Raw genomic sequence first — 17,477 nt, 5'->3', positions numbered from 1 at the left:
TCGAGAGAACATCATGACCCACGCTTATATTTGCGATGGTATTCGCACCCCTTTTGGCCGCTATGGCGGCGCACTGTCCTCCATGCGTACAGATGACCTGGCGGCCATCCCGATTCGTGCGCTCTGTGAGCGCCACCCCGCACTTGACTGGAGCCTGGTGGACGAGCTGATTTATGGTTGCGCCAATCAGGCCGGAGAAGACAACCGCAATATTGCGCGCATGGCAGGCTTGCTGGCCGGGCTACCCGTTGCGGTACCCGGCACCACGATCAACCGGCTGTGCGGTTCGGGCATGGATGCCATTGCGATGGCTGCCCGTAGCATTGTTGCTGGCGAGGCTGACTTGATCATTGCCGGTGGTGTGGAAAGCATGTCGCGCGCTCCCTTTGTGTTGGGCAAGGCGGACAAGCCGTTTGCACGCAGTGCCAAGGTAGAAGACACCACCATCGGCTGGCGCTTTATCAACCCGAAGATGAAGCAACAGTATGGGGTGGATTCGATGCCCGAGACCGCCGAGAACGTCGCTACTGATTTCAGGGTGAACCGCTGCGATCAGGATGCCTTTGCGCTACGCAGCCAGCAGCGCTATGCAGCCGCCCTGGCCAATGGTTTTTTCACGGACGAAATCGTGCCGGTCGCCGTGCTGCGCCCCAAGGGCGAAGCATTGTTCATCCAGCATGACGAACACCCGCGCCCGGAGACCACCATGGCCATGCTGGCCAAGTTGAATGGAGTGGTGCGTGCTGACGGCACGGTGACAGCGGGCAATGCCTCCGGTGTAAATGATGGTGCTGTGGCCTTGCTGCTTGCCAGCCAGGCCGCTGTGGCACGTCATGCGCTCACCCCGCGCGCCAGAATTCTGGGCATGGCGAGCGCGGGAGTGGCGCCACGCATTATGGGCATCGGTCCGGCACCGGCCAGCCAGAAACTGCTCCATCGGCTGGGGCTGCGGATTCAGGACATGGATGTGATCGAGCTGAACGAGGCTTTTGCCGCGCAGGGTTTGGCAGTACTCCGTCGCTTGGGCCTGGCTGACGATGCCGCGCAGGTGAACCCGAACGGCGGGGCCATTGCCTTGGGGCACCCGCTTGGCGCTTCCGGCGCAAGGCTGGTGCTGACCGCGCTACGGCAACTGGAGGCCACTGGCGGCCGTCTGGCGCTATGCACCATGTGCATCGGCGTCGGCCAGGGCATTGCCATGGTGATTGAGCGCGTATAGAGGAAGCGACCATGACCGAACCATTACTGCTGGATTATCCAGAGCCGGGCATTGCCCGTTTGCGTCTGCACCGTCCTGAGGCCCGTAACGCGCTGAACATGGCACTACGCCAGGCACTGGCGGATGCACTCAAGGACTTGTCCGACAGCCCGGAGATACGCGTCATCGTGCTGACCGGCAACGAACAAGCCTTTGCCGCCGGAGCCGATCTCAAAGAGCTGGCCGACATCGGTAGCATCGCGCTGATGCAGCGCCAGGTGCACAAGCTATGGCAGGCGGTGGCCGAGTGCCCGAAACCGATTATCGCTGCCGTGTCTGGCTATGCCTTGGGTGGTGGCTGCGAATTGGCGATGCATGCCGACATTATCGTGGCGGGGGAGTCGGCACAATTTGCGCAACCGGAAATCAAGGTTGGCATCATGCCAGGGGCTGGCGGCACGCAACGCCTGCTGCGCGCCGTGGGCAAGGCGCAGGCCATGCGGATGCTGTTGACCGGTTGCATGGTGAGCGCGCAACAAGCACTCACCATGGGGCTGATCAGCGAAGTGGTCGGCGATGAGGCCGTTGAGCCCCGTGCCATCGAGCTGGCGCGCACCATCGCAGCCATGCCGCCGCTGGCGGTGCAACAGGTTAAGGAAGTTGTTTTGGCGGGAGCCGATGGGCCATTGGCAACGGCCTTGATGCTGGAGCGCAAAGCCTACCAGATGTTGTTTTCGTCTGAAGACCAGAAGGAAGGCATGCAGGCCTTCTTTGACAGGCGAACGCCGCAATACATCGGGCGTTAGCTTGGGGTCTGGCCTGTAGTGATGGGCGCGTCCGGCTTGATTGAGATCACTCGCAGAAGTCGGGCGCGCCTGCACCCTTGCCATGTTGAGGGTGCAGTTGGGACCGCTGGCGGAATGCAGCGAGGCTGCTTTACCTGCCTGGGGCTGTCGCGTCACACTACAAGCCAGCGTGAGATGGACAAACGCCGCAACGGTGTCGCAAGACTGTTTCGGCGTTGAACGGACTTCCGTGATTTTGATCCAGGCGTTAGCTCAGCTCTTTCAGCAGCTCTTTCACCCGCACCACGCGCAGGCCTACTTCTTCAATCTTGGACTCGACTCGCAGCTTGTCCTGCCCGGCCAGTTTGTAGTTCTTCTTGCTCTGGATCAGCTGGATGATTTTCATCGGGTCGATCGGTGGGTTCTTGATGAATTGCAGCTGGATGGCCACTTCGCTGGCGTCCAGTTTGGCCACACCCAGCGGCTTGGCCAACAGGCGCAGGCGGTGGCTTTCAATCAGCGTTTTCACCGTTTGCGGCGGCAGGCCAAAGCGGTCGATCAGCTCTTCGTGGATGGCGTCGATTTCCGGCTCGGTATCGCAGGTGGCCAGGCGCTTGTACAGCACCAGCCGTTCATGCACGTCCGGGCAGTAGGCATCCGGCAGCAGCGCCGGGCTGTGTAGATTGATTTCGGTGGTGACGCCCAGCGGTGCGTCCAGGTCCGGCTCGCGGCCTTTTTTCAGGTCGCGCACCGCTTGCTTGAGCATCTCGGTAAACAGCGAGAAGCCTACTTCCTGCATTTCGCCGGACTGGCCTTCGCCCAGCACTTCACCGGCACCACGGATTTCCATATCGTGCATCGCCAGATAAAAGCCCGCCCCCAGCTCGCCGGATAGCTGGATGGCTTCCAGTCGCTTGCCAGCGTCCTTGGTCATGCCGTCCGGGGTCAGCAGATAGGCATAGGCCTGATGATGGCTGCGGCCCACCCGGCCACGCAGCTGGTGTAGCTGGGCCAGGCCGAATTTGTCGGCGCGGTTGATCAGGATGGTATTGGCATTGGGAATGTCGATGCCGGTTTCGATGATGGTGGAGCACAGCAGCACATTGAAGCGCTGCTGCAGGAAGTCGCGCATCACCTGTTCCAGCTCGCGTTCGCGCAATTGGCCGTGGGCCACGCCGATGCGCGCTTCCGGCACCAGTTCGGCCAGTTTTTCGCGCATGTTTTCGATGGTGTCGACTTCGTTATGCAGGAAGAACACCTGCCCGCCGCGCTTGAGTTCGCGCAGTACGGCCTCGCGAATCACGCCATTGCTGGCCGGGCTGATAAAGGTTTTCACCGCCAGGCGGCGGTTGGGCGCGGTGGCGATGACGGAGAAGTCACGCAGCCCTTCCAGCGCCATCGACAGCGTGCGCGGAATCGGCGTGGCGGTGAGGGTGAGTACATCGACATTGGCGCGCAGGCGCTTGAGCTGTTCCTTCTGGCGCACGCCAAAGCGGTGTTCTTCGTCGATGATCACCAGCCCCAGGTTCTTGAACTGCACATCCGGCTGCACCAGCTTGTGGGTGCCGATGACGATGTCCACCGTGCCCTCGGCCAGGCCAGCCAGCGCGGCCTTGCTTTCCTTGGCGCTGCGAAAGCGCGACAGCTCGGCAATCTTGATCGGCCAGTCGTTGAAACGGTCGGAAAAGTTCTGGAAATGCTGTTCGGCAAGCAGGGTGGTGGGCACCAGCAGCGCCACCTGTTTGCCGCCCATCACCGCGACAAACGCTGCGCGCAGCGCGACTTCGGTTTTGCCGAAGCCCACGTCGCCACATACCAGGCGGTCCATCGGCTTGCCGCTGCACATATCATGGATGACGGCTTCGATGGCATTGGCCTGATCGATGGTTTCCTCAAAGCCGAACCCGGCGGCAAAGGCATCGTAATCGTGGTGCGACAGGGTAAAACTGTGGCCTTCGCGCGCGGCGCGCTGGGCGTACAGATTAAGCAGTTCGGCGGCGGTGTCGCGCGCTTTTTCAGCAGCGCGTTTTTTAGCTTTTTCCCAGGCCGGGTTGCCCAGCTTGTGCAGCGGGGCTTGCTCGGACGGGCCACCGGCATAGCGCGAAATCAGGTGCAGCTGGCTCACCGGCACGTACAGGGTGGCATTGTCGGCGTACTCCAGCTGCATCAGCTCGGTTTCGCCTTCGCCCAGGTCCATCGACACCAGGCCGATATAGCGGCCGATGCCGTGCTGCTCGTGCACCACCGGGTCGCCGGATTTCACCTCGGCCAGGTCGCGCAGCATGGAGTCCGAACTCATCTTCACATGGCGGCGGCGAGTGTGGCTGCGCGCAATGTGCTGGTACAGCTCGCTCTCGGTGATGATGGACAGCGGCGGTTGTTGCTGGGCAAAGCCGGAATACAGCGGGGCCACCACCAGCGCCAGCGGCATGTTGCCGGTGGCAAAGTCCTGCCAGTTGTCGATCAGTTGCGGCTTGATGCCATGTTCCTGCAGAAACTGCACCATGGTTTCGCGCCGCCCCAGGCTTTCTGCCGTCAGCAGCACGCGCTGGCCGCTGCTTTGCAGATAATGCGCCAGCTTGTGCAAGGGGTTGTCGGCGCGGCGCTCGACGGCCAGATCAGGCAATTGCAAGACGGTGCTGTCTGCATCGGCAGCGGGAATCTCGATGCGGGAATACGGCTTGATGCGGCCGAGGAATTCGTCCTGACGCAAGAACACATCTGCCGGAGGCAACACCGGACGTTCCGGGTCGCCCTGCGCCATGTGGTAGCGGTTCTGCACGTCCTTCCAGAAGGTGTCGGCGGCACCGGCTACGTCACGGTGCAGCACCACCAGGGCGGATTCGCCCACGTAGTCAAACAGGGTGGCGGTTTCGTCAAAGAACAGCGGCAGGTAGTACTCGATGCCAGCCGGGAACAGATTGGCCGACACTTCTTTATAAATACGGCTCTTGGACGGGTCGCCCTCCATGCGCTCGCGGTAATGCTGGCGGAAGGCGGTGACGCCGCTTTCGTCCGCCGGGTATTCCCGCGCGGGCAGCATGCGGATTTCCGGCACCGGGTACAGCGTGCGCTGGCTGTCCGGGTCGAAGGTGCGCAGGCTGTCGATTTCCTTGTCGAACAGGTCGATGCGGTAGGGCAGGGGGCTGCCCATGGGGAACAGGTCCACCAGGCCGCCACGAATGGAAAACTCGCCCGGTGCCATCACCTGGGTAACGTGGCTGTAGCCGGCCTTCACCATATCGGCGCGCAGTTGCTCCACATCCAGCTGCTGCTTGCTTTGCAACAAAAAGGTGCGGCCCAGCAGGTAGCTCACCGGGGAGAGCCGCGTCATGGCGGTGCTGACCGGGGCAATCACCACCTGGCATTCGCCACGGTGGATCTGCCACAGCGTGGCCAGCCGCTCGCTCACCAGTTCGCCGTGCGGAGAGAAATGGTCGTACGGCAGCGTCTCCCAATCCGGCAGCAAGGCGGCCTTGATAGCGGGGGCAAACCACGGTAGCTCGGCCTTCAGCCGCTGCGCGGATTGGGCATCGGCAGTGAGTACCAGCAGGGTATGGCCTGCCTGGGCCAGGCCTGCCAGTACGGCGGCATCCAGGCCATCAGGCAGGGCGGGGCAGCGGGTCTTTTGACCGGCTGGAGCAATGCGGGGCAGTGTGTCCAACATTCTTCTTCACATTCGTGGATCTGCGGGTATTATACCAGCGGGCATTTCATACCAAAGGTGTGTTTGCCATCCATTTACAAGAGGCCATCAGGCCCGAGACCCGCCAGAAATCTGAACCCTATACCAATCAATACTGCCCGGCAGCTGCCGGGCATGGTCAGAGCGTGGCTGCAAAGGACTGGGAGAGTGAAAACTAAGGGGCTGTTTGCTGGCTGTGCGGCATTTCTGCTGTTTGCTGCCAGCTTGTTGTTGTGGCCCAGGCAGGCGCTGGGTGACATTCCGCTGTACGGCTTTCTGCCGCACGGCCTGTTTGCCGGCTGGCTGCTGTGGCGTGGTTTTGGCGCGGTGTGGTACTGGCCGCTGGCCGCCTGGCTGATTTGCAGCCAGTGGTTGCCGTGGCCATGGGCTGGCGCACTGAGCCTGTCACTGCTGTTGCTGCTGCCGGGGGCCCGCTGCTTGCGTGCCCAGCCGGTGGTACTGTCGGACGCCTCGGCCATTTCCCGCTTATTGCTGAACCTGCTGCAAGTGGGTGCCTACCTGGCGGCCCCGCCGGTAGCCCTGCTGGGGCTGTTTTGCTTTTGGCATGGCAGCCTGGCCATGGTGTTGCCGTGGATGGCACTAGCGGCAGCCTGCTGCATGCTGGCCATGACTTGCTGGCTGCCATTGTTACGTTTGCCGGGCCTGCCGGATCGCCGCCGCCTGCTGGAGTTGCTGGTCATCCTGCTGGTGATGTTGGCCGTATGGGCGTCCATGGTGAGCAATACCCACAACCTGCCTTTCCCCCGCCCGGTGTTGTTCTTCCCGCTGATGATCTGGGCGGCCTTCCGTGGCCGACTGCTGGGAGCCTGCCTGTCCGGCTCGCTGCTATGCCTGCTGCTGTCGCTGCCGGGCTTTTTCCCCAGTCTGTATCTGTATGCGGGCAGCACCGAGCTGATGACCGAAACGGCGCTGTGCCTGACCTTCATCGTGGCCTCTTTGCTGGTGGCCACGCTCAGTGATATTCACCGTCGCAAAGAAGACGAGCTGAACGAATTCCGTTCGCGGGTGGAATCACTGGTCAACAACAGCCCCAATATGATGTCGCTCAAGGGGCTGGATGGTCGTTTTCTGCTGGCCAACCGTGCTTACAGCCGCATGCTGGGGGTGACCGAGTACGCCATGGTTGGGCGCTCGCTGGTGGATTATTTTGTGCCAGAAGATGCCCTGCGCATCCAGCAGCAGGATGAGGTGGTACTCAACTGCCTGGAGCCGCGCCAGTTCGAGGAAAGCTTCAGCGTCGGCGGTGCTACCTTCACCATGCTGGTAACCAAGTTTCCCTTGTTTGACAGCCAGGGCCGCCCGGCCGGGGTGGGCAGTGTGGACACCGACATCACCCGCACGCGGGAAGAGCAGAAGGCCAAGAAGGAAGCCGAGGAAAAATACTGGGCGCTGGTAGAGCAAACCCTGGTCGGTATTTATATCTTGCAGGATGAGCGGCTGGTGTACGTCAACCCCAAGCTGGCCGATATTGTTGGCTATCCGCCCGAAGACATGCAGGACATGCCGCTGGAAAACCTGTTGCCGCCCAGCGAAGCCAGCCGTATCCGGCTGCAGATCAAGCGCCGCCTGCGCGACAACATCCAGGTGATGCACTACACCACCCGCGCCATCAGCCGTAACGGGCGGCTGGTCGATCTGGAAGTCCACAGCCGCCTGGTGGAGTACGACGGCAAGCCGGCGCTGATTGGCGTGGTGGTGGATATCTCCGACCGCATCGCTGCGGATACCAATCTGAAGCTGGCGGCCAAGGTATTTGAAAACTCGGCGGAAGGCATTCTGATTCTCGACGCGGATACCCGCATCATCGCCGTCAACCACGCCTTCACCCGCATCACCGGCTACGAAGAAGCCGAAGCGCTGGGCAAGCTGTCGCGCATTTTTGCCGATAGTGAGGATAGCGTCAGCCAGCAAATGCAGCAGGCGCTGGCCCAGCACGGCCAGTGGCAGGGCGAAATGCGCGACCGGCGCAAGAACGGCGACTGGTATCCCGCCGAGCTGTCCATTTCGCTGGTTCGTGACGATGGTGGTTTCCACAGTAATTACGTTGCCGTGTTTTCCGACATCACCGTGCGCAAGCAGGCCGAAGAGCGCTTGCAATTTCTGGCCAATCACGACCCGCTTACCCGCCTGCCTAACCGCAGCAGTCTGATTACCCGGCTGGAACAAGCCATTGTCGACATGCGTGGCGAACCGACGCCCCTGGCGGTGATGTTTATCGACCTGGACCGCTTCAAGCTGATCAACGACTCCTTCGGCCACCAGTCCGGCGACGAATTACTGCGGGAAATCGCCATTCGCCTGTCCAATTCGGTGGGCGAGCGTGGCCTGTTGGCCCGACAAGGCGGTGACGAATTCACCCTGCTGCTGACTGAATTTGCCGACCAGGCCGAACTGGCCGCACTGGCCGAGGACATCCTCACCGTGCTGGGACGTGGCCTGCGGCTGGAAGAACACGAAGTGTTTGTCACCGGCAGTATCGGCATCAGCGTGTTTCCCAACGATGGCACCGATGCGCGCAGCCTGCTGAAGAATGCGGACGTTGCCATGTACCGCGCCAAGGATGCCGGCAAGAACACCTATCAGTTTTTTGATGCCGAAATGAACACCCAGACCTTCGAGCGCCTGCTGCTGGAAAACGGCATGCGCCAGGCGCTGGAGCGGGGCGAATTTGAACTGCACTACCAGCCGCAGCTCAACGCCGCCAGCCGCGACATGTCCGGGGTGGAGGTGCTGATCCGCTGGCGTCACCCGCAACTGGGGCTGATTCCGCCGCTGCGTTTTATTCCGCTGGCCGAAGAAACCGGCCTGATCAAGCCGATTGGCGACTGGGTGCTGCAAGAAGCCTGCCGCCAGTTGGCCGAGTGGGATGCGGCCGGGCTGCATGTACCGCGCGTGGCAGTCAACCTGTCGGCGCGCCAGTTTGAACAGACCACGCTGGTAGAGAACGTGGCGCGTGCCTTGCAGACCGCCGGGCTGGACGCAGGCCGGCTGGAGCTGGAAATCACCGAAAGCATGATCATGCAGAACCCGGTGGAAACCGTGCACCAGCTGGGGGAACTCAAGGCGCTGGGGGTATGGTTGTCGATTGACGACTTTGGCACCGGTTATTCCTCGCTGTCCCATCTCAAGCGCTTCCCGCTGGATACGCTGAAAATCGACCGTTCCTTTGTCGATGGCCTGCCCGGTGACGAAGACAGCGTGGCCATTGCCGAGGCCATCCTGGCCATGGCCAAGAAGCTCAAGTTCAGCGTGGTGGCCGAAGGCGTGGAAAATGCCGCCCAGGCCGATTTTCTGGAACTCAAGGGCTGCACCCTGCTGCAGGGCTACCACTTTGGCAAACCGGTACCGGCGGTGGAATTTCCGCAACTGGCGGAGCGCTTGGCCAAGTCGGCCCGGCTGGCCGTGCTGGCGGACTGGCAGGGCGGGATGTAGGCTGCGGGCGCTGCAGTTTGGCAGCAAGGCCCTGGCTTTGCGGCTACAATAGCGCCCATTCCCGTTTACAAGGCTTCAAGCGCATGAGCAACAAGCGACTCATTCACGGCTTTCATGCCATCAACGCCCGCTTGTGGCAGAACCCGAAAAGCCTGATCGAAATCTGGCTGGCTGGCGGCCGCCACGATGAACGTGCCAAGGCCGTGCTGGACAAGGCCGGTGAAGAAAACATCAAGCTGCACATTGTCGACAAGGCACGGCTGGACAGCATGAGCGGCAACGCCCGCCATCAGGGCGTGGTGGCCATGATCGACGCCAGTCGCAATCATGTCGACCTGGATGACGTGCTGGAAAATCTGGCCGAACCGCCGCTGCTGCTGATTCTGGATGGCGTGACCGATCCGCACAATCTGGGTGCCTGCCTGCGCGTGGCCGATGCCATGGGCGCGCATGCGGTGATTGCCCCCAAGGACCGTTCTGCCGGGCTGAATGCCACCGTCTCCAAAGTAGCCTGCGGTGCGGCTGAAGTGGTTCCCTACATCACCGTTACCAATCTGGCGCGCACGCTGCGCGATCTGAAAGACGCTGGCGTGTGGATTGCCGGCACCACCATGGAAGCCGATACCGATCTGTTCCATGTCGATGCCGCAGGCCCGCTGGCCTGGGTGATGGGTTCGGAAGGCGAGGGCATGCGCCGCCTGACCCGTGAGCATTGTGACGTGCTGGTGTCCATTCCCATGTTCGGCACCGTGGAAAGCCTCAATGTGTCGGTCTCTTCCGGCATGGTGCTGGCCGAAAGCCGCCGTCAGCGCGTACTGAAGGCTGCAGGCTAGCTGAGTCGTCTGCGCCACATGCATCCTGCAAACCCCATGCCACGGCATGGGGTTTTTTGATGATGGTCAGCTTTTTGTGCGCGGTCTGTCCCGCTGCGGAACCAGCTTGCGTATACTGCACTCTATTGTGCTTATACCCTTGGGGGGTATGGCGTGGCGGTCCTGCATGCGGGCTGGCAGGATTAAGCGCATTTCATTTGCTGACGGAGTCAATACATGGACAGAAGACATTTCCTGCACTGGAGCAGTGCGCTGGCGCTGACGCCGCTACTGGCACGCAAGAGCTGGGCCGCTGGCATGGCCGACATGCCGGGCATGGATCACGCCGCGATGGGGCATGGCACTGCCAGCAATGTGACCCTGCCGGGTGCCGACAGCCTGGGCCTGCCACGTGGCCTGCCTTTACCTGCCCTGTCCATGCTGGCCAATCAGGGGGCTGCCGGCCAGTTTGTCGGCCGCTTGCAAGCCGCTCCGGTCAGCCTGCCGCTGTTGCCGGGCAAGCCCGCCACCACCTTCTGGGCCTATAACGGCCAGATTCCCGGCCCGGCCATCGTGGCCTGGGAGGGCGATGAGGTGAGCCTGCAGTTTGCCAATCAATTGCAGCAGCCCAGCACCATTCATTGGCATGGCATGCCGGTACCGGCAGATCAGGACGGTAATCCGCACAACCCGGTGCTGCCAGGCCAACAGCATGCCTACCGCTTCCGTCTGCCGCCAGGCAGTGCGGCCAGTTACTGGTATCACCCGCATCCGCATGGCCATACCGCGCAGCAGGCCTATATGGGGCTGGCCGGGGTATTTGTGGTGAAAAGCCGCCACGACCCGCTGGCCCATCTGCCAGAACAGTGGCTGGTGCTGTCCGACCTCAAGCTGGATGCCCATGGCCAGATTGCAGATAGCAGTGCGGTAGACCACCACGATGGCCGCGAAGGCCAGTTTGTGTTGGTGAATGGCGCTTGGCAGCCGGTCATCAGCCTGGCCGCAGGCGAGCGTCAGCGCTGGCGCATCTGGAATGCCAGCAGCGCCCGTATTCTGAAACTGGCCTTGCCCGCCCACGAAGTACAACTGGTGGGAACCGATGGTGGCTTGATCGGCACGCCACGCCAGCTGGACCAGTTGCTGTTGTCACCGGGCGAGCGGGCCGAACTGGTGGTCACCGGGCGCTTCACCCCCGGTCAGCCATCCGCCTTGCTGGCCTTGCCTTACAACCGTGGCAAGGCCATGGGTAAGGAGCAGACCGATATCCTGACGCTGGCCACCATCCGGCAGGCGGGCAGCAAGGCTACCGCCACGCTGCCGGACAAACTGCGCGACATCACCGCGCTGGGCGAGCCTGCGGTCAAGCGGGTGGTCAACTTCAGCGAGAACATGGCCGATCCGGCAGCCATGTTCCTGATCAATGGCAAAAAGTTCGACATGAACCGGGTGGATTTCACCGGCAAGGCCGGGCAGGTGGAAGAATGGGATATCGTCAGCCAGGCGCATATGGACCACCCTTTCCACATCCATGGCACCCAGTTTCAGGTGATTGCCCGCACCGATGATGGCGTGTGGCAGCCAGAACCCTTCCTGGCCTGGCGCGATGTGGTCAACATTCCGGCAGGCGAAACCGTGCGGCTGCGCTTTGTCCAGCACTTGCCAGGCTTGCGCATGTTCCACTGCCACATTCTGGAGCACGAAGACGCCGGCATGATGGCTACGCTGGATGTACAAGCCTGAGCGGTACTGCCACGCAAGACTGCGGCTGCCGGTGTTACACTGGCAGCCCTGATTTCAACCCGATAGCGGAGTCCGCATGAGCCTTGCCCCCAAAACCGACGCCTGCTGCCATCCGCAGCCGGAAGCCAGTGGCAAGAGTGTGACCCAGCCCAACAAGGCGGCCCTGCTCAAGCGCCTGGCGCGTATCGAGGGGCAGGTACGCGGTATCAGCGGCATGGTGGAATCAGACCGTTACTGTGTGGATGTGCTCACCCAGGTGGCGGCGGTGAAGTCAGCACTGGATGCGGTGGCCATGCAGTTGCTGGAAAACCACATGAAGGGCTGTGTCAGCCGCGCCCTGCAGGAAGGCGATGCCACCGGCATGGTTACCGAACTGATTGATGTGGTGAAAAAGGTCCGTTAACAACTGTTTGGCGCAAATACGATGGCAGGCAGCCCTGTCCGCGTTTGCCTGTGGAATACTCTGGCTTCCCACCCGGTAAGAGAAGCACCGCCATGAAAACCCTTCTGCCTGCGCTGGCAGGCTTGCTGCTGTCACCGCTGCTGCAAGCCGATCCGTTACCGTTTGAACAATTCATGCACTTGCACCGTGACATGCCGGCCAGCGAGCTGCAGCAACTGGCGGGCAAGCCCGATTACGTGCGCACCGACCCGGCAGGCAGCGGCGACACGCAGCTGTACTGGCTGGGCGACATCGATCTGCCCTATACCACCGTAATTACCCTGCATCAGGGGCTGATCAGCGAAATTCACCGCGACAAACGCATGTAGCTGTTGTTTTTGGCCGGGCTGGTCGCCGTTTATCCGGCCTGCATGGCCGATTTAGTTTGCCCCGGTCTGATTAAGTGCGTAGAATGCTGCGGTTTCACTACCTTGCTTTTTGCAACCGCATGGCAAAAAGCTAAATAGCCATAAGGAGTTAACATGCGTCATTACGAAATCGTGTTCATCGTCCATCCGGACCAGAGCGAACAGGTTCCGGCCATGATCGAGCGCTACAAGGGCATGGTTCTGGCCGCTGAAGGCAAGATTCACCGTCTGGAAGATTGGGGCCGTCGTCAACTGGCTTACCCGATCCAGAAGCTGCACAAAGCCCACTACGTTCTGATGAACGTTGAGTGCCAGTCCGAAACCCTGGCTGAGATCGAGCACGCCTTCAAGTTCAACGACGCTGTTCTGCGTCACCTGACCATCAAACTGGATCGCGCCGTTACCGAAGCGTCCCCGATGATGAAGGACGAAAAGGCTAAGAACCTGCTGGATTCCCAGCAGCCGGCAGCCGAGGCCGAAGCTGCTGCCTGATAGGCAGGAGTGAAGGACTTGCAGAACCGTCTGGTATTGACCGCGACGGTCGAACGCGAAGAAGACCTGCGTTACACCCCTGCCGGTATTCCGGTAGTGGAAATGTGGGTTCGGCACCAGTCTAGACAGACTGCTGGCGGGTTCGAACGGGATGTGGCCTGTGAAATACAGGCCGTGCTGATTGGAGAAGACGCCCGGCGCATTGCCGGCAAACTGGCGGGAAACACGGTGACACTTACCGGCTTTCTGTCCCAGCGCAGTCTGAAGAATCCACGGTTGGTACTCAATATCGAATATGTTGAATTTGTAAAAGGTTAGTCAAAATGGCTCGTCAACTCTTCAAGCGCAAGAAGTTCTGCCGCTTCACGGCAGAAGGCATCAAGGAAATCGACTACAAATCCGTTGATCTCCTGAAAGACTTCATCGCCGAAAACGGCAAAATCATCCCGGCTCGCATTACCGGTACCAAGGCTCGCTACCAGCGTCAGCTGACCACTGCTATCAAGCGTGCTCGCTTCCTGGCTTTCCTGCCTTACACCGATCAACACTAAGCCGGGAAAGGACTTAAGATGCAAATCATTCTGCTCGAAAAAGTTGCCAACCTGGGTCAACTGGGTGATGTGGTAAAGGTTAAGAACGGCTACGCCCGTAACTTCCTGATCCCGCAAGGCAAAGCCAAGCGCGCTACCGAAGTCAACCTGAAAGAGTTCGAAGCGCGTCGCGCCGAACTGGAAGCCAAGCAAGCTGAAATCCTGGCCGATGCCAAGGTTCGTGCTGAAAAGCTGGTTGACGCTGTTATCACCATCGCGCAAAAAGCCGGTGTTGATGGCCGTCTGTTCGGTTCCGTGACCAATGTGGACGTGGCTGAAGCCGTGACTGCATTTGGCGTGGAAATCAAGCGTTTCGAAGTTCGTCTGCCGAACGGCCCGTTCAAGGCTATCGGTGAGTACGACATCGAAATCGCTCTGCACCACGACGTAGTATCCCCGATCAAGGTGGTTGTGGTCGGTCAAGCCTGATTCCCTTATCCGGAATTATGCTGCAAGAAAAAAGCCCGCTTCATGCGGGCTTTTTTCATGGGCTGACGGAATGTTTCCAGCGCAGTCCCAGGCCGGATGTACGCTATCAGGATCAAGAAGCATGATCTTTGCTTCAGTCTGCTTTCCATTTGTTGTTTCAGTTTTTTCCCATCAATTTGATATGGCATTTCCAATAAGCTCCCTGCTGTCCTTCTCAGGGCCGAGCATGCACCCGCCTTGCGGCAGGTTATCGGCCCCGTATTTGCAGTCAGGAGCATTGCCGCATGTCATCTCTCATCACCCATTGCAGTCGCTTCAGCCCCTGGCTGAGCGCGGCGCTACAGCAGGAAAACCCGGAAGAGCCTGTCGCGTTGACACAGCATGTCAATGCCGATGTCTGCATTGTCGGCGGTGGTTTCACCGGTTTGTGGAGCGCCATCCGTATCAAGGAAGCCAGTCCTGATACCGAGGTGGTCATTGTCGAGGCCAGACTGTGCGGCAGCGGGGCCAGTGGCCGCAATGGTGGTTTTGTGCTCAGCCTGTGGGCCAAGTACCAGTCACTGGCCAAGATGTGTGGCGAGGCCGAAGCCCTGCGCCTGTGCCAGCAATCGTCACAAGCCATCGTCGAGCTGGAAGCCTTCTGTCAGCAGCATGACATTGATGCCCAGCTGCGGCTGGATGGTTGGCTTTGGGCGGCAACCACGACTGCCCAGCGTGGGACCTGGGACAGTACGGTCAGCCGGCTGGAACAGCTGGGCCAGCATCCCTACCAACGGCTGGCCGCAGGTCAGGCCGCGCAGCTGAGTGGTTCAAGCCTGCATCTGGACGGGGTGTTCGAGCCGGTATCGGCGTCCATTCAGCCAGCCATGCTGGCACGTGGTCTGTTGCGCCACGCCCGTCAGCTCGGGGTCAAGGTATACGAGTCTTCCCCAATGGAACGGCTGGAAGGCGGTACTCCGGCACGGGTACAGTGCACGCATGGCAGCGTACGCGCCAACAAGGTGATTCTGGCCATGAATGCCTGGGCCGTGCAGTTTGCTGATATTCGCAAGGCCTTTGTCGTGGTTTCCAGCGATGTTGTCATCACCCGTCCCCTCCCTGAATTGCTGCAGTCCATCAGCTGGGTAAATGGCATGACCATTTCCGATAGCCGCATGCTGGTCCACTACTACCGCACAACCCCGGATGGCCGCATCGTTTTTGGCAAGGGCGGTGGCAATGAGCAACTGGTATATGGCGCCAAGCTGGCCGACAAGCTGGATGGCGCATCCGGTATCGCCGCCACCGTGGCCGCCCATTTGCGCCGCGCCTATCCAGGGGTGCAGGCAGCGGATATTGCCGGAAACTGGACCGGTCCCATCGACCGTACCCGTAATGGCCTGCCGCATTTTGGTGCGCTGTCGCAGCAGCCGAATATCTTCTATGCCATCGGCTATTCGGGCAATGGCGTCGGCCCTTCCATGCTGGGCGGCAAGATTCTCGCCGCACTGGCGCTGCAGCTGGACAACGAATGGTCGCGCTGTGGTCTGGTACATGGCCTGCAGCGCGATTTCCCACCCGAGCCCTTTCGCTATCTGGGGGGCCGGCTGGTGCGCCATGCGGTAGGGCAGGTCGATCTGGCTGCCGATGAAAACCGCCAGCCATCCTGGCTGATGCAGCAGCTATGCAAGCTGGCCCCTTCCGGCCTGTCGCCCACCAAGGCGGCTGCCTCCCATTCCCGCTAGATCCATCTGGAGAACCGCATGTCCTGCTCATCCGATCTGGAACAGATCCGCCAGGCGTTGACCGCCTATTACGAGGCCCTGTATTACGGCCAAGCGGAGAAACTGGAAGAAGCTTTCCACCCCGATGCCCTGTTGCTGGGTGATGTCCAAGGCGTCGAATCCCGGCTGGACCAGACGCAATACCACAGCCTGCTGCAAAACCGGCCTTCACCACATGCACAGGGTGCTCCCTACGGACTGCAGATCGGTGAAATCCGCTGCTGCGGCAATGCCGCCATGGCAGAGCTGCAAACACCACTGGCTGGGCGGGTCTTTACCGATTACGTCTCGCTGTTCAAGCGTCAGGGACGTTGGCGTATCGCTTTCAAGTTGTACTCACATCCGCAGTGAAATCTCGGCCATCCGTGCCGCAACGGCGGCCGGCTGCTCCCGCGTTGTTGTCCAATTTCCGGAGTACTCCAATGCATTCAAGCGAACTTGCGTCTGCGGCGCCGTCTCATGAAGACTCCGGCCTGCAGGTCCAACCTATTAGCGGGCTGGAAACGATAGGCATCATTTTCGGTACCAATATCGGGGCCGGCGTGCTGGGCATGGCCTTTGCCGCGCGCAAGACCGGCTATGTGCCGTTATTGCTGTGCCTGGCCATTACCTGTGTGCTGTGCACCATCACCATGCTCTATCTGACTGAGGTGGCGCTGCGTACTCGTGGTAATCGCCAACTCAGTGGCCTGGCCAGCCGTTATCTGGGTGGCGTGGGCGGCTGGCTGTTGTTTCTGGCGGTTGCAGCGAATAGTTTTGGTGCGCTGACGGCTTATATGGCGGGGAGTGGCAGTATCTTGCTGGATTTGCTGGGTGGGTATGGCATGAGCAAGGAGTTGGGCAGCATCCTGTTCATCGTGCCGTCGGTCGCGGTGTTATATCTGGGCCTGAAGGTGCTGGGGGCGGGCAATAAAGTAATCAGCATCAGCATGATTGTCATCATCCTGGCGCTGATCATGGCTTCCATCGTCAGTCAGGATGCGCGGCTAAGCAATCTGTGGCTCAGCCGCTGGCAGTATGTGGTGCCGGTGTTCAATCTGGCGGTATTCGTGTTTGGCGCGCAGTTCCTGGTTCCCGAGCTGGTGCGTGGCAATCTCTCCGCGCCACGCAAGCTGCCACGGCTGATCATGTGCGGCATGGCGCTGACCTTCGTCTTCGTCGCGCTGATTCCCGCTTCAGTCATTGCGCTGGTCGGCACGGACAACCTTACCCAGGTGGCCACGCTGAGCTGGGGCCGGGCGTTGGGGCAGTGGGCCTATTACACTGCCAATATCTTTGCCTTGCTGGCCATGCTGACTTCTTACTGGGGACTGGGGGGCTGTCTGTTCACCAATATCTTCGACCATTTCCGCCTGGGTAGCGAAACCCAGAAATCAAAACGGCTGCTGGTCTTGGTGATGGTGGCGCTGCCGCCCTTTTTGCTGGCCTATTCGGGCATTGCCAGTTTCGTCAATGCACTGTATTTCGCCGGTACGTTCGGTGGGGTGCTGATGGGTATCATCCCGGTCTTGCTGCTGAATGCGGCACGTCGTCGCGGCGATGCCCGCAGCGAGTTTGTCTGTGGCTGGTATGCCCACCGCAGTGTGCAGTGGCTGATTGTCGCCACCTTCTTCCTTGGCGGCGTGTATGCGGTGGTATCGCTGTTTGGCGTGCTGCCGGAGAGCTGGTAAGGCGGAGGGGGCAAGCCGGCCTGGTGTTGGGCCGGCTGTCGCTCGGGGTG

General features: G+C 60.7%; 15 protein-coding genes. 14 read left to right on the top strand and 1 reads right to left on the bottom strand.

The features are described 5' to 3' along the window. The first annotated feature begins 13 nt into the window (after positions 1-13). Complete coding sequence (gene pcaF, locus ACODR9_RS12995; RefSeq protein ID WP_488809752.1) at positions 14-1,219, top strand: 3-oxoadipyl-CoA thiolase; 1,206 nt, start codon at positions 14-16, stop codon at positions 1,217-1,219. A gap of 11 nt (positions 1,220-1,230) precedes the next feature. Beyond that, positions 1,231-2,004 carry an enoyl-CoA hydratase gene (locus ACODR9_RS12990; protein ID WP_488809750.1) on the top strand — a complete coding sequence of 258 codons (774 nt, stop codon included), beginning with the start codon at positions 1,231-1,233 and terminating at the stop codon, positions 2,002-2,004. Positions 2,005-2,251: 247 nt separating this feature from the next. On the opposite strand, the gene mfd is transcribed toward ACODR9_RS12990, so the two are convergent. Then, positions 2,252-5,650 (bottom strand): transcription-repair coupling factor, encoded by a 3,399-nt coding sequence (gene mfd, locus ACODR9_RS12985; RefSeq protein WP_488809749.1) that lies wholly within the window; start codon positions 5,648-5,650, stop codon positions 2,252-2,254. A 186-nt stretch (positions 5,651-5,836) separates the two neighbouring features. Here mfd and ACODR9_RS12980 point away from each other — a divergent pair, with 186 nt between their 5' ends. From ACODR9_RS12980 to ACODR9_RS12925, 12 genes are all read left to right on the top strand, one after another. Next, positions 5,837-9,121 (top strand): sensor domain-containing protein, encoded by a 3,285-nt coding sequence (locus ACODR9_RS12980; RefSeq protein WP_488809748.1) that lies wholly within the window; start codon positions 5,837-5,839, stop codon positions 9,119-9,121. 83 nt (positions 9,122-9,204) lie between these two features. Beyond that, on the top strand, positions 9,205-9,954 hold the full coding sequence (rlmB, locus tag ACODR9_RS12975; RefSeq protein ID WP_488809747.1) for a 23S rRNA (guanosine(2251)-2'-O)-methyltransferase RlmB: 750 nt from the start codon (positions 9,205-9,207) through the stop codon (positions 9,952-9,954). Positions 9,955-10,170: 216 nt separating this feature from the next. Continuing rightward, on the top strand, positions 10,171-11,673 hold the full coding sequence (locus ACODR9_RS12970) for a multicopper oxidase family protein (RefSeq protein WP_488809746.1): 1,503 nt from the start codon (positions 10,171-10,173) through the stop codon (positions 11,671-11,673). A gap of 76 nt (positions 11,674-11,749) precedes the next feature. Beyond that, complete coding sequence (locus ACODR9_RS12965; RefSeq protein WP_488809745.1) at positions 11,750-12,076, top strand: metal-sensitive transcriptional regulator; 327 nt, start codon at positions 11,750-11,752, stop codon at positions 12,074-12,076. A gap of 92 nt (positions 12,077-12,168) precedes the next feature. Then, on the top strand, positions 12,169-12,444 hold the full coding sequence (locus tag ACODR9_RS12960; RefSeq protein WP_488809744.1) for a hypothetical protein: 276 nt from the start codon (positions 12,169-12,171) through the stop codon (positions 12,442-12,444). 153 nt (positions 12,445-12,597) lie between these two features. Next, positions 12,598-12,975 carry a 30S ribosomal protein S6 gene (gene rpsF / locus ACODR9_RS12955; RefSeq protein WP_103524040.1) on the top strand — a complete coding sequence of 126 codons (378 nt, stop codon included), beginning with the start codon at positions 12,598-12,600 and terminating at the stop codon, positions 12,973-12,975. 18 nt (positions 12,976-12,993) lie between these two features. Beyond that, positions 12,994-13,293, top strand: coding sequence for a primosomal replication protein N (gene priB, locus ACODR9_RS12950; protein ID WP_488809742.1), 300 nt, complete (start codon positions 12,994-12,996; stop codon positions 13,291-13,293). A 5-nt stretch (positions 13,294-13,298) separates the two neighbouring features. After that, positions 13,299-13,526, top strand: a complete 228-nt coding sequence (rpsR, locus tag ACODR9_RS12945; RefSeq protein ID WP_011137185.1) for a 30S ribosomal protein S18 — start codon at positions 13,299-13,301, stop codon at positions 13,524-13,526. An 18-nt stretch (positions 13,527-13,544) separates the two neighbouring features. Next, the gene (gene rplI, locus ACODR9_RS12940; RefSeq protein WP_488809741.1) at positions 13,545-13,994 is read left to right on the top strand and encodes a 50S ribosomal protein L9; all 450 of its coding nucleotides are present in this window, start codon (positions 13,545-13,547) and stop codon (positions 13,992-13,994) included. A gap of 284 nt (positions 13,995-14,278) precedes the next feature. Next, the gene (locus ACODR9_RS12935; RefSeq protein WP_488809740.1) at positions 14,279-15,718 is read left to right on the top strand and encodes an FAD-dependent oxidoreductase; all 1,440 of its coding nucleotides are present in this window, start codon (positions 14,279-14,281) and stop codon (positions 15,716-15,718) included. Between the two features lie 18 nt (positions 15,719-15,736). Then, complete coding sequence (locus ACODR9_RS12930) at positions 15,737-16,108, top strand: nuclear transport factor 2 family protein (protein WP_488809739.1); 372 nt, start codon at positions 15,737-15,739, stop codon at positions 16,106-16,108. Positions 16,109-16,179: 71 nt separating this feature from the next. Continuing rightward, positions 16,180-17,427, top strand: coding sequence for an aromatic amino acid transport family protein (locus tag ACODR9_RS12925; protein ID WP_488809738.1), 1,248 nt, complete (start codon positions 16,180-16,182; stop codon positions 17,425-17,427). Positions 17,428-17,477 lie beyond the last annotated feature (50 nt).

The sequence above is a fragment of the Aquitalea sp. FG25 genome (assembly GCF_057809375.1).
The sequence above is the reverse complement of the archived record's forward strand: the minus strand, read 5'-3'. Positions and strand labels throughout refer to the sequence as shown.

Coding starts and splice junctions, on each gene's coding strand:
- ACODR9_RS12965 (WP_488809745.1), top strand. CDS start 11,750: ATGAGCCTTGCCCCCAAAACCGACGCCTGCTGCCATCCGCAGCCGGAA.
- rplI (WP_488809741.1), top strand. CDS start 13,545: ATGCAAATCATTCTGCTCGAAAAAGTTGCCAACCTGGGTCAACTGGGT.
- ACODR9_RS12960 (WP_488809744.1), top strand. CDS start 12,169: ATGAAAACCCTTCTGCCTGCGCTGGCAGGCTTGCTGCTGTCACCGCTG.
- rpsF (WP_103524040.1), top strand. CDS start 12,598: ATGCGTCATTACGAAATCGTGTTCATCGTCCATCCGGACCAGAGCGAA.
- ACODR9_RS12970 (WP_488809746.1), top strand. CDS start 10,171: ATGGACAGAAGACATTTCCTGCACTGGAGCAGTGCGCTGGCGCTGACG.
- pcaF (WP_488809752.1), top strand. CDS start 14: ATGACCCACGCTTATATTTGCGATGGTATTCGCACCCCTTTTGGCCGC.
- ACODR9_RS12935 (WP_488809740.1), top strand. CDS start 14,279: ATGTCATCTCTCATCACCCATTGCAGTCGCTTCAGCCCCTGGCTGAGC.
- mfd (WP_488809749.1), bottom strand. CDS start 5,650: ATGTTGGACACACTGCCCCGCATTGCTCCAGCCGGTCAAAAGACCCGC.
- rlmB (WP_488809747.1), top strand. CDS start 9,205: ATGAGCAACAAGCGACTCATTCACGGCTTTCATGCCATCAACGCCCGC.
- rpsR (WP_011137185.1), top strand. CDS start 13,299: ATGGCTCGTCAACTCTTCAAGCGCAAGAAGTTCTGCCGCTTCACGGCA.
- ACODR9_RS12990 (WP_488809750.1), top strand. CDS start 1,231: ATGACCGAACCATTACTGCTGGATTATCCAGAGCCGGGCATTGCCCGT.
- ACODR9_RS12925 (WP_488809738.1), top strand. CDS start 16,180: ATGCATTCAAGCGAACTTGCGTCTGCGGCGCCGTCTCATGAAGACTCC.
- ACODR9_RS12930 (WP_488809739.1), top strand. CDS start 15,737: ATGTCCTGCTCATCCGATCTGGAACAGATCCGCCAGGCGTTGACCGCC.